The organism is Bacillus sp. PS196 (assembly GCF_037963555.1).
GTDB classification, from domain to species: domain Bacteria; phylum Bacillota; class Bacilli; order Bacillales; family Bacillaceae; genus Bacillus; species Bacillus subtilis.
In genome coordinates, this window is the sequence record NZ_CP150159.1 from 3,234,129 (window position 1) to 3,244,715 (window position 10,587).

10 protein-coding genes are annotated in these 10,587 nt (G+C 47.8%); 6 read left to right on the plus strand and 4 right to left on the minus strand.

Going from position 1 to position 10,587, the window contains the following annotated elements; all coding sequences use genetic code 11:
- Positions 1-5: 5 nt before the first annotated feature.
- The 4 genes from NST79_RS16875 to NST79_RS16890 form a co-directional block, all read right to left on the minus strand.
- A complete protein-coding gene (locus NST79_RS16875) occupies positions 6-827 on the minus strand; it encodes a sulfite exporter TauE/SafE family protein (RefSeq protein WP_003228670.1) in 822 nt (273 codons plus the stop codon).
- 17 nt (positions 828-844) lie between these two features.
- Positions 845-1,693, minus strand: coding sequence for a DUF72 domain-containing protein (locus tag NST79_RS16880; RefSeq protein ID WP_003243895.1), 849 nt, complete (start codon positions 1,691-1,693; stop codon positions 845-847).
- Positions 1,694-1,730: 37 nt separating this feature from the next.
- On the minus strand, positions 1,731-2,078 hold the full coding sequence (locus NST79_RS16885; RefSeq protein WP_015714653.1) for a hypothetical protein: 348 nt from the start codon (positions 2,076-2,078) through the stop codon (positions 1,731-1,733).
- A 98-nt stretch (positions 2,079-2,176) separates the two neighbouring features.
- Positions 2,177-3,517 carry an allantoinase gene (locus NST79_RS16890; protein WP_003243112.1) on the minus strand — a complete coding sequence of 447 codons (1,341 nt, stop codon included), beginning with the start codon at positions 3,515-3,517 and terminating at the stop codon, positions 2,177-2,179.
- Positions 3,518-3,691: 174 nt separating this feature from the next.
- On the opposite strand from NST79_RS16890, the gene pucR reads away from it, so the two are divergent.
- From pucR to yuzJ, 6 genes are all read left to right on the plus strand, one after another.
- Positions 3,692-5,287, plus strand: coding sequence for a PucR family transcriptional regulator (gene pucR, locus NST79_RS16895; RefSeq protein ID WP_212060771.1), 1,596 nt, complete (start codon positions 3,692-3,694; stop codon positions 5,285-5,287).
- Positions 5,288-5,431: 144 nt separating this feature from the next.
- Positions 5,432-6,781: a uric acid permease PucJ gene (gene pucJ / locus NST79_RS16900; protein ID WP_212060773.1), complete on the plus strand. Its 1,350-nt coding sequence runs from the start codon at positions 5,432-5,434 to the stop codon at positions 6,779-6,781.
- Positions 6,782-6,786: 5 nt separating this feature from the next.
- Complete coding sequence (gene pucK, locus NST79_RS16905) at positions 6,787-8,079, plus strand: nucleobase:cation symporter-2 family protein (protein WP_212060775.1); 1,293 nt, start codon at positions 6,787-6,789, stop codon at positions 8,077-8,079.
- A 12-nt stretch (positions 8,080-8,091) separates the two neighbouring features.
- Entirely contained in the window at positions 8,092-9,576 is a 1,485-nt protein-coding gene (pucL, locus tag NST79_RS16910; protein ID WP_080529756.1) for a factor-independent urate hydroxylase, read from the plus strand.
- Complete coding sequence (uraH, locus tag NST79_RS16915) at positions 9,576-9,920, plus strand: hydroxyisourate hydrolase (RefSeq protein ID WP_003244132.1); 345 nt, start codon at positions 9,576-9,578, stop codon at positions 9,918-9,920. Before pucL ends, uraH begins: the two co-directional genes overlap by 1 nt.
- Positions 9,921-10,343: 423 nt before the next feature.
- Positions 10,344-10,475 (plus strand): YhzE/YjcZ family sporulation protein YuzJ, encoded by a 132-nt coding sequence (gene yuzJ / locus NST79_RS16920; protein WP_009968115.1) that lies wholly within the window; start codon positions 10,344-10,346, stop codon positions 10,473-10,475.
- Positions 10,476-10,587 lie beyond the last annotated feature (112 nt).

Sequence of the window (10,587 nt, forward strand, 5' to 3'; positions counted from 1 at the left end):
ATCGTTCAGCTGAAAATGCCTTCATAAATGAGCTGGCAGCCGATCAAAATCAATACGATCCGCATGATCATAACGATCGTTTTCGTCTGCATTTTTCTGTTGATGGCGGCGCCAAGCTTTCCGCCGAACCAAGCGCCGGGCACAAGCGCGAGGGCGTACAGCCAATTGACGTGCCCGGAAATCATATGTGAAACAGACCCTGTCATAGAAGACAGGAAAATAATAAACATGGACGTTGCCACCGCAACCTTCGGCGGAAACAGAAATAACAGCATCATCGCCGGAACCATCAGTGATCCGCCGCCTATACCGAAAAGTCCGCCTAAAAAACCGACAACAAAGGCAATGGCAATACCGACAGAGGCCTGATATGAGTACGTATAAGGCTCACCGGCATCATCCTGAAATGTCCGGATAATTCCTTTGTGCGCTTTGTTGATTGGCCGGGCTTTCGCTTTCAGCATTAAGGATAATGAAATCAGAATCATAAAAATGCCAAACCAAACGGAAAACGAGTTTGAATTGAACAGCTTTGACACGTAAGCCCCGATCATGCTGCCGGGACCCGAACCGATAAAGAAAATGAGTCCGCTCTTATAATCAACTGTTTTATATTTAATATAAGCCAAAGTTGAAGAAAGGCCCGTAAAAATAATGACCAAAAGCGAAGTTCCAATCGCAACCTGCGGCGTCACATCCTGAAACAGCTGCGTCACTGTGCTTAAAAACATCAGAGACGGCACAATGACAATTCCGCCGCCAAGCCCGATCAGACTTCCTACCGTACCTGCGATTAATCCCAGTACGACCAAAATCACAAACGACATCAATAAAAACCTCTTTTCTAAAATAAATCGAGCTGTCTCGGAGCAAGTCCGCTGTACTCGATATCAAGCAGTTCAAGCATCTGCTTGCCATTATCCGCAGCGTCACCGCCGGAATTGTTGTTGAACAGAACAAAAACATCCTTACATTGCTGCTGCAATTCATTCAGGTGCTTTTTCCAATCCTCCAGCTCCTGTTGGTTGTAGCGGTATAAGTACCTGACCTCCCGCCAGTTTTTCCCGCCATCAGGCTTCATCCAGCCCTGCTTGTTGCGTCCGTGAAACCTGACGAGCGTTTTGTTTTCATCGGTCGCGCGCAGCACAGTAGGAACGCTGCCTTCTCCGATTTGCGGTTCATCACAGACACTGTGAATCCAGCCTTCCGCTTTCATAAATGAAAGCGTCTGCTCATAAAATGGCGGCGAGAACCAGGAACGGTTTCTGAATTCAAGCGCGCAAGGAATATCTCCCATTTGGTGCTTGCACCATCTCAAATAGGCGACATTCTCCTTCTTGCAGTCAAACCACGGCGGAAATTGAAACAGCACCATGGCGAGCTTATTGCTATGTAAATATGGCGTTAAAGACACCTTAAACGCATCAAACATCTCCTCTTTTGAGTCAAAGGGAATTTCGCCGCGCTGATGCCCTGTCATGCCCTGATATGCTTTCACGATAAATTGGAAGGTTTCGGGCGTTTCCTTCACCCACTTTTCATTATTGCGCGCCGGCTGAATCGCGTAAAAGCTCGCGTCTAATTCCACGATCGGAAAATGGGAGGAATAGGCCTGCAATTTTTTCTGGCTGGCCGTTTTCGGCGGATAGATGCTGTCATGATCCCCCCACCCCGTCAGTCCGATATAAATCACACTCATTCACCTCTCTTCCAGTTTATCACACGTGTTTTCAGGTTTCCTCGGAAATGCTGTTCATATGGCGGGAAAATGCAGAACGAAGATGCTGATATTGTTCCTCATTCGTATCTAAAAACGCCTCTTCTCTTGAGGAAGGAATATGCTGATATTCAATAGGCGCCTGAAACTGCTCACTCGTAAAATCGTACATCACACCATTGATGCTGTTGTAAAAATGCCAGCTCTCACCGACTTTTGTTTTGAAAATCGTGCCGCCGAAATGGTCTTGAATCACCAATGCCGTCACGCCGCATTGGCCGCATGACGGGCATTCTTCCGTCCATTTAGAGCTCGAATGGCGCGACCAGGATTGCTTAAGTATGTATTTGACATGCTCCATTGCCTCCGCCTCCTTTTTAAAAAAAGATACCACGTTGATGAGATTTTAAAAACTAGAACGGAGGAAATCAAAAAACCCGGCGGTAAAATCCGCCGGGCTTACGAAGGAACGACCAGAGCTCCGTCAATTTCAGTGACTTTTTCCCCATCATTGTACACGCACCGGCCTTTGCTGTAAGTGGCCGAAATGCTGCAGGGAAATGTATGTCCTTCGTAAATGCTTTTTTTATGCTTTGCAAACATCGATTCTCTTGTAACAGTGTACGGCTCCATGCTGACGAGCACGAAATCTGCATCACACCCCGCCTCAAGCCGCCCTTTTTTCTGAAGGCCGAATCGTTTTGCAGGGGCCGCCGCTGTCCATTCTGCGATGGTTTCAAATGGAATCTGATGCTCAAGCGCCAGTTCCAGCATTCCTAATAAAGTGAACTGCCCGCCGCTGATTCCGCCCCATGATAAAAACATGTTATCCTCCCGCTTCAAGGATGGACGGCAAGGGGAATGGTCTGAGGAAACCATGTCAATGTCCCCGGCAATGAGCGTCTCGATCAGCGTCTCTTTTGATTGCCGTGACCGGAGCGGAGGCGCGCATTTTGCGACAGAGCCCCTTTGCCGTAAATCGTCATGGCTGAACAAGACATAATGCGGACATGTTTCAACCGAAACATCAAGACCTTCCTGTTTCGCCTCTCTGATCAGCCGGACCGCTTTCGCCGTGCTGATATGGACAAAATGAACCGGACAGCCTGTCACCTTCGCATACTGAATCGTGCGATACACCGCTTCAACTTCTGCTTCCTCCGGGCGGGAGGCGGCGTACGCATCCGCATCCACCTTTCCTTTATTGGCCAAAACCATCTGCAAGTAGCTTGTGATCGCGTCGCTTTCCGCGTGGAGAGCGAGGATTTTTCCTGCAGCCGCGATTTCTGCCATGCCTTTGAGCAATGTCCGTTCATCAACAGAGCGGAACTCATCAGTGCCTGACTTTGATAAAAACGCTTTAAACCCGATCGCTCCCGCTTCAGCCATCGGACGGATGTCCTCGATATGGCCTGGCACAAGGCCGCCCCATAGCGCAAAATCCACGGCAGATTTTTGCCTGCCTAGCTCAGCTTTTGCGAGAAGATGCTCTGCTGTCACGGTTGATGGAATACAGTTGAGCGGCATATCAAAATAGGTAGTGCAACCGCCTGCGGCCATCATTTGAGAACCTGTTTCAAACCCCTCCCAATCCTCCCTGCCCGGTTCATTAAAATGAACATGGCAATCTATCACACCAGGAAACACGTATTTCCCGTCTGCCTGGATGATTTCCGTCCCGCTTGCTTCAATGTCAGAACCTATCTCGGCAATGACACCGTTTTGAACTACAATATCAGCTTCTATAACGCCATCTGGCGTAACTGCCTTCGCACCTTTTATCACCATATCGTAAGCCATATTGATCCCCCCATGTCAGGATGACGATTTTCCATGTCAGTTTATGTAACACAACCAGTTCTATTTTCAACAGTTTACTGCTACTATGATCGTATTACATCAGCAAAACCGCTAGAATTCCTATTGAAAATTATTCACCTTAACCAATGTTTTTATAGAAAAGGAGAATGCGCTATGAATATTCTTGATGTGATGAAAATACCGGCTTTTGAAAACGCCAATTTAATCGCTGGAAAAGCAGGAGGGGAAAGAGAGGTTCAGCATGTCAATATGATGGACGCTCCGGATATCGCAGACTTTTTGCATAAGAATGAATTGCTCGTCACCACCGCCTATCACCTGAAGGATCACCCGCATCAATTATCTGAACTGATTCGGCAAATGGCAAAACGCGGCTGCGCGGGCCTCGGCATTAAAACAAAGCGCTATCTGGAAGATATCCCGAAGGAAATCATCGAACTGGCCGATTCATATGCGTTTCCGATCATTGAGCTTCCGGAACACATCCGACTCGGCGATATTGTGAATGCCACACTCAGCCATATTCTCGATATGCGTTCTAACGAGCTGCAGCAAGCCATTTACGCGCACAAAAAATTCACAAACCACATTATGAGCGGCAAGGGGCTGCAATCCCTCCTCAAAAAGGTGTCAGACATCCTTCAGCTTCCCGTGCTGCTGCTTGACCAGCATGCCAAAATGCTGTCTGCGTCTCATCAGATTTCAGTTGAGACCGAAAAGCTGAAAGGCACCCTGAATACCGTATCCGGGCCATTTTTCACTTGTTTCTCTACAATCTCAGATCAGAAAACATATTCTGTCCTGCCTATTTATAATCACGAAAAAAACTGCGGCTACCTGCTGATACCCGACATGGTGCAGGCAGGCGACAAAGGATTGATCCTCACGATTGAACAAGCGGCCAACGTCATTTCCTTTGAACTGCTGAAGGAAAATGCGCTGAAGCAGTTCAGCCGGCGGGCCCGCAATGAGTTTTTCAACAATTTTATTGAGCGGACCTTTTCTTCAGATGACGAAATCAAAAACCGGGCGAAAGAATTCAAGCTGCGCTGGGATCAAAAATACATGTGCATCGCCGGCAAACTCGATCGCAATGACGAATCAATCAGCTTTACAGAAAATCAGCTCGCTTCCGACAGCGTATTCGAATTTCTTGAAGGTGAATTATCAGCCTTCCCGTTTCCACCTCACTTCTTTATGAAAGGAAATGTCGGCATTATTCTAATCGAGGCGACAGACAGCTGGAGTGAAATGCACGCCTCGGTGATCAGCTTTTTAGAACAGTTTCAAACACAGGCCAGCGCTCAATTTAAACGAACCGTGTCCTTTGGCATCAGCAATATCTGCCAAAAGCTCATTGATGTTCCCGACGCTTTCACAGAAGCTTCTGATGCTCTGCAATCGGGGCATTTGTCAAGAAGCACCGCATTTATCCAGGTGTATCACGCCAAAGATGTGCCTGAGCTTCTGCGCTTGCTCCCAGTTGAGGATTTGAAGAAATTTTACAACTCCACGCTTCAGAGCCTCGCTGAAAAACAGCAGGAGGATCAAAGCCTGCTTCATACGCTTTCCGTCTATTTAGAGACACACTGCCAAATTTCAGAGACGGCAAAGCGTCTGTACGTTCATCGCAATACGGTCATATACCGCCTTGAAAAATGCGAAGAGCTTCTGGGGAAAAGCTTAAAAGATCCTGAAACAACGATGCGTTTGCGGCTTGCATTACGTATGCAGCGGCTGATCAGCTAAAGTTTGTTACATTTTCTTACAAAACGAATCGTTTTTCGTCACTTTCAGCAATCACACCTGTCTTTTTCAGCTACTGTATCCAATGACACCCCTCGACCGGAACGATATTATGTTACTAAAGTTCACATACAGGGAGGGACTATAGTGAAAAAAAGATCGTTTAAGGTGTTTACACTTAGCCTGCAGCATGTGCTCGCCATGTATGCAGGTGCGATTTTGGTGCCCCTGCTTGTCGGCAGGGCGCTGAATGTAACAACTGAACAGCTGTCCTACCTATTGGCGATTGACCTGTTAACATGCGGCGTCGCTACGCTTTTGCAAACCTTGCGCGGAACATACATCGGCATCGGGCTTCCCGTCATGCTTGGCAGTTCATTTGTGGCCGTCACCCCAATGATTGCAATCGGCAGCAATTACGGCATTCACGCGATTTATGGTTCCATCATTGCGGCCGGTGTGTTCATCTTTTTGTTTGCGCGTTTTTTCGGCAAGCTGACTGTGTTATTTCCTCCTGTCGTAACAGGTACCGTTGTGACCTTGATCGGCCTTTCACTTGTTCCAACAGGTGTGAAAAATATGGCTGGCGGCGAAAAAATAAACGGCAGCGCCAACCCCGAATACGGTTCGCTCGAAAACCTTCTTCTCTCTGTCGGTGTCCTTGTTCTGATCTTAGTCCTCAACCGCTTTCTCAAAGGATTTGCCCGAACACTATCCGTTCTGATCGGCATCGCCGCCGGAACAGCGGCAGCAGCGATCATGAGCAAAGTCAGCTTTTCTTCTGTTACAGAAGCACCGTTCTTCCAAATCCCGAAGCCTTTTTACTTCGGAGCCCCTGCGTTTGAAATCGGTCCGATCTTAACGATGCTGATCGTCGGAATCGTCATTATTGTGGAATCAACCGGCGTTTTTTACGCAATCGGAAAGATATGCGGCAGACCTTTAACTGACAAAGATCTCGTCAAAGGCTATCGAGCGGAAGGAATCGCCATTCTCATCGGCGGGCTGTTCAATGCCTTTCCTTATAATACCTTTGCGCAAAACGCCGGCTTATTGCAGCTGACCAAAGTGAAAACAAGAAACATCGTCGTTACCGCAGGCTGTATCCTTGTCTGTCTCGGACTGATTCCGAAGATTGCCGCCCTTGCATCTGCCGTTCCTGCTGCTGTACTTGGCGGCGCGACCGTCGTCATGTTCGGCATGGTGATTGCCTCCGGCGTCAAAATGCTCAGCACAGCGGATCTCAAAAATCAATACCACCTCCTGACCATCGCATGCTCAATCGCACTCGGCATCGGCGCCAGCACGGCCCCCGGGATTTTTGCTGAATTCCCCGCTCCGATCCGGATTCTGGTCAGTGACGGCACCATCACCGGAAGCCTAACCGCCATCTTTTTGAATCTATTTTTCAGCTTGCGCGACAAAAAAGAATTAACAGCACAGCAAACAGAACTTCCGGTATTAGAACATACACTCGCATTAGAAAAAGAGGTGTAAAAAAGATGAAGGAACAGCACAATGCCTTACAGCTAATGATGCTGGGGCTTCAGCACATGCTTGCCATGTATGCGGGAGCCATTCTCGTTCCGTTGATCGTCGGAGCAGCGATCGGGCTGAATGCGGGGCAGCTGACGTATTTAATCGCGATTGATTTGTTTATGTGCGGGGCGGCAACTCTTTTGCAGCTCTGGAGAAACCGATATTTCGGCATCGGCCTTCCCGTTGTGCTCGGATGCACGTTTACCGCAGTCGGCCCGATGATTTCCATCGGAAGCACTTACGGTGTCCCAGCGATATATGGTGCCATTATCGCCGCAGGACTGATTGTCGTCTTAGCCGCGGGCTTCTTCGGGAAGCTTGTCCGTTTTTTTCCGCCTGTCGTAACCGGATCAGTCGTCATGATCATCGGCATCAGCCTGATTCCAACGGCAATGAATAACCTGGCCGGAGGTGAAGGAAGCAAAGAATTCTGCTCACTCGACAACGTGCTCCTCGGGTTTGGCGTCACAGCTTTTATCTTATTGCTGTTTTATTTCTTTAAAGGCTTTATCCGCTCCATAGCGATTTTACTCGGTCTTATCGCAGGAACAGCGGCTGCATATTTCATGGGAAAGGTCGATTTTTCTGAGGTTTTGGAGGCGTCTTGGCTTCATGTTCCGTCTCTGTTTTATTTCGGACCGCCAACCTTTGAGCTGCCGGCTGTTGTCACGATGCTTCTCGTTGCGATTGTCAGCCTCGTTGAATCGACAGGCGTTTATTTTGCCCTCGCTGATATCACAAACCGCAGGCTGTCGGAGAAGGATCTGGAAAAAGGCTACCGGGCAGAAGGCCTTGCGATTTTGCTGGGCGGCTTATTTAACGCGTTTCCCTATACAGCTTTCTCGCAGAATGTCGGCATCGTTCAGCTCTCAAAGATGAAAAGTGTCAACGTCATCGCCATCACAGGAATCATACTGGTCGCGATCGGGCTGGTTCCAAAAGCAGCGGCCCTGACAACAGTGATCCCCACCCCAGTTCTCGGCGGCGCAATGATCGTCATGTTCGGCATGGTCATTTCTTACGGGATCAAAATGCTATCCAGCGTTGACCTTGATTCGCAAGGCAACTTGCTGATTATCGCCTCTTCCGTCAGCTTGGGGCTTGGCGCTACAACAGTTCCCGCGTTGTTTTCATCTCTTCCGGGCGCGGCCTCTGTCTTGGCAGGAAGCGGAATTGTGATCGGCAGTTTGACGGCCATTGCACTGCACGCTTGTTTTCAAACCAAACAGCCGAATGGCGCAGACATAAAAACGTAAAGGAAGATGCCAATGTTCACAATGGATGACCTGAACCAAATGGACACACAAACACTGACAGACACACTTGGCTCTATTTTTGAACACTCTTCATGGATTGCGGAGAGATCCGCAGCACTACGGCCGTTTTCGTCCCTTTCTGATCTTCACCGCAAAATGACTGGCATTGTAAAAGCTGCGGATCGCGAGACACAGCTTGATTTAATCAAAAAGCATCCCCGGCTCGGAACAAAGAAAACAATGAGCGATGACTCGGTACGAGAGCAGCAGAACGCAGGGCTCGGCAAATTAGAACAGCAGGAATACGAGGAGTTTCTCATGCTGAATGAACACTATTATGATCGCTTCGGCTTTCCTTTTATTTTAGCGGTGAAGGGAAAGACGAAACAGGACATTCACCAAGCCCTGCTGGCAAGGCTTGAGAGCGAACGAGAAACGGAGTTCCAGCAGGCCCTTATAGAAATTTACCGAATCGCCCGCTTTCGTCTGGCTGACATCATCACTGAAAAAGGAGAGACGCAAATGAAAAGAACCATGTCTTATGGCAAAGGAAATGTATTTGCATACCGAACGTATTTAAAACCGCTCACTGGAGTGAAGCAAATCCCGGAATCATCTTTTGCCGGAAGAGATAATACCGTTGTCGGCGTTGATGTGACATGCGAAATTGGCGGAGAAGCCTTCCTGCCATCATTTACAGACGGAGACAACACTCTCGTCGTGGCAACGGATTCAATGAAAAACTTTATCCAGCGCCATCTCGCATCCTATGAAGGAACGACAACCGAGGGGTTCCTACACTATGTAGCTCACCGATTTTTAGATACCTATTCTCATATGGACACGATCACTCTGACTGGCGAAGACATTCCGTTTGAAGCAATGCCTGCATACGAGGAGAAAGATCTCAGCACAAGCCGCCTCGTCTTCAGAAGATCGCGTAATGAACGAAGCCGCTCTGTGCTGAAAGCAGAACGAAGCGGGAATACCATAACGATTACCGAGCAATACAGCGAAATCATGGATCTTCAGCTCGTCAAGGTGAGCGGCAACTCCTTCGTCGGCTTCATCCGGGACGAATATACGACTCTCCCCGAAGACGGCAACCGCCCGCTGTTTGTCTATTTAAACATCAGCTGGCAATATGAAAATACAAATGACTCATACGCTTCTGATCCAGCCCGCTACGTTGCGGCTGAACAAGTCCGCGACTTGGCGAGCACCGTTTTTCACGAGCTCGAAACCCCTTCAATCCAAAACCTAATCTATCATATCGGCTGCAGAATATTAGCGAGGTTCCCGCAGCTCACTGATGTCAGCTTCCAATCTCAAAATCACACGTGGGATACGGTTGTCGAAGAAATCCCGGGCTCAAAAGGAAAAGTCTACACCGAACCGCGCCCGCCATACGGTTTCCAACATTTTACCGTGACAAGAGAAGACGCCGAGAAAGAAAAACAGAAAGCCGCTGAAAAATGTCGGAGCCTGAAAGCCTGATGGGAAAACTGACAACCCATATTTTAGATTTAACCTGCGGCAAACCAGCGGCGAACGTAAAAATTGGATTGAAGCGGCTGGGCGAAAGTATTATGAAAGAGGTATACACTAACAATGACGGCAGGGTCGATGTCCCTCTGCTGGCTGGTGAAGAGCTGATGTCAGGAGAGTATGTGATGGAATTTCATGCAGGAGACTATTTTGCGAGTAAAAACATGAACGCAGCCGATCAGCCGTTTTTAACCATCGTCACCGTCCGTTTTCAGCTAGCAGATCCAGATGCACATTATCATATCCCGCTCTTGCTGTCGCCGTTTGGTTATCAGGTGTATAGGGGGAGTTAAGAAGGAAGCCCGCCTCACCGGCGGGCTTCTTTTTGCACTTCAATTAACTTTTGATCCTAGGACAGTACTTGAAGTGATCCCCACACTTAGTGAAACAACAGCTAGAATAAACATTCACCTATATTTTTCAGGATAATTGCCTACGAGAAAAATACCCTGTAGTCCTTTCATTTATAAATCGAGGTTTCAAACTAATAAGTCAGCTCTTAGCAGCCGAGCTCCCTTCTCCAATCCTATAAACAGACCGCGTTTTTTCTCGAAAAAATACTCTGAAGACAATTGCTGCGTTTTTAATAGTTTTGATAACGCGTTCTCTCTTACACCTTTAGACAAAATATTCATTTTTTCTTTTTTAGACTTAAATCTATGTCGAAAATAATCGTTGGCATATCTTATACTATCTCCACTAAAGGAGGTGACATTATGGGATTCTACAATTCTGGTGGATACAGTGGAAACTCTGGTTACTCAAACGGTTTCGGGAGCTCCTTCGCTTTGATCGTGGTGCTATTCATTTTGTTGATCATTGTTGGAGCAGCTATCTTTAATTATTAAGTTTAACTTTCCTTGCCTCCGCCGTATCCAACACCTCCCTGTCCGTACAGACGCCATAAGAAGTTTTTATGGCGTCTTTGCTATGTGCTCACTAATCTTTTTGTAATTCAGA

Coding starts and splice junctions, on each gene's coding strand:
- yuzJ (WP_009968115.1), top strand. CDS start 10,344: ATGGGATTCTACAATTCTGGTGGATACAGTGGAAACTCTGGTTACTCA.
- NST79_RS16890 (WP_003243112.1), bottom strand. CDS start 3,517: ATGGCTTACGATATGGTGATAAAAGGTGCGAAGGCAGTTACGCCAGAT.
- pucR (WP_212060771.1), top strand. CDS start 3,692: ATGAATATTCTTGATGTGATGAAAATACCGGCTTTTGAAAACGCCAAT.
- uraH (WP_003244132.1), top strand. CDS start 9,576: ATGGGAAAACTGACAACCCATATTTTAGATTTAACCTGCGGCAAACCA.
- pucL (WP_080529756.1), top strand. CDS start 8,092: ATGTTCACAATGGATGACCTGAACCAAATGGACACACAAACACTGACA.
- NST79_RS16875 (WP_003228670.1), bottom strand. CDS start 827: ATGTCGTTTGTGATTTTGGTCGTACTGGGATTAATCGCAGGTACGGTA.
- pucK (WP_212060775.1), top strand. CDS start 6,787: ATGAAGGAACAGCACAATGCCTTACAGCTAATGATGCTGGGGCTTCAG.
- NST79_RS16885 (WP_015714653.1), bottom strand. CDS start 2,078: ATGGAGCATGTCAAATACATACTTAAGCAATCCTGGTCGCGCCATTCG.